At 45.0% G+C, this 525-nt stretch carries 1 protein-coding gene; it reads right to left on the bottom strand.

Annotated elements, in window-relative coordinates:
* Positions 1–525 (bottom strand): reverse transcriptase domain-containing protein (locus ACOCD2_RS25940; protein WP_419626439.1); only part of this gene is annotated, 525 nt, incomplete at both ends.

The following is a 525-nucleotide window of genomic DNA, read 5'->3' as shown; positions in this document are numbered from 1 at the left end:
ATTCAGTTGAAGTTTATTGTTGTGCATCCATGCCTGAACATCAGATATGCACGATTGTGAAGTCCTAATTATTTCCTGAAGCTGAGCTAGGTTGGCAGAAATGTAGAGCTGGTTATCATCAGAAAAGCTGTGATGATATAAAGAGTGGTGTTGGATTATCTTAGAAAGGGGTTGAGTGTAGAGGACAAAGAGGATGGGCCCTAGGACAGATCCCTGGGGAACGCCGTAATGGAGTGGAGCCGGGAGAGATTTGGAGCCATTTACAGAGATAGTTTGGGTGCGATCAGTGAGATAGGAAGTGAACCAAGCAAGGACAGTGTCAGATATACCAAAAGAGTAACTAAGACGTGACAGAAGAATGGAGTGGTCAATAGTATCAAAGGCAGCAGACAGATCAAGCAGAGACAGGAGAGAGACTTTGTCTTCATCGAGAGCAGAGAGAAGGTCATTGACGATCTTGAGAAGGGCTGTCTCGGTGCTATGACCGGCACGGTAAGCTGACTGATGAGAATAGAATAGATTGTT

This window comes from Thiolapillus sp. (assembly GCF_048562965.1).
Classification (GTDB): domain Bacteria; phylum Pseudomonadota; class Gammaproteobacteria; order Chromatiales; family Chromatiaceae; genus Thiolapillus; species Thiolapillus brandeum_A.
The sequence above is the reverse complement of the archived record's forward strand: the minus strand, read 5'-3'. Positions and strand labels throughout refer to the sequence as shown.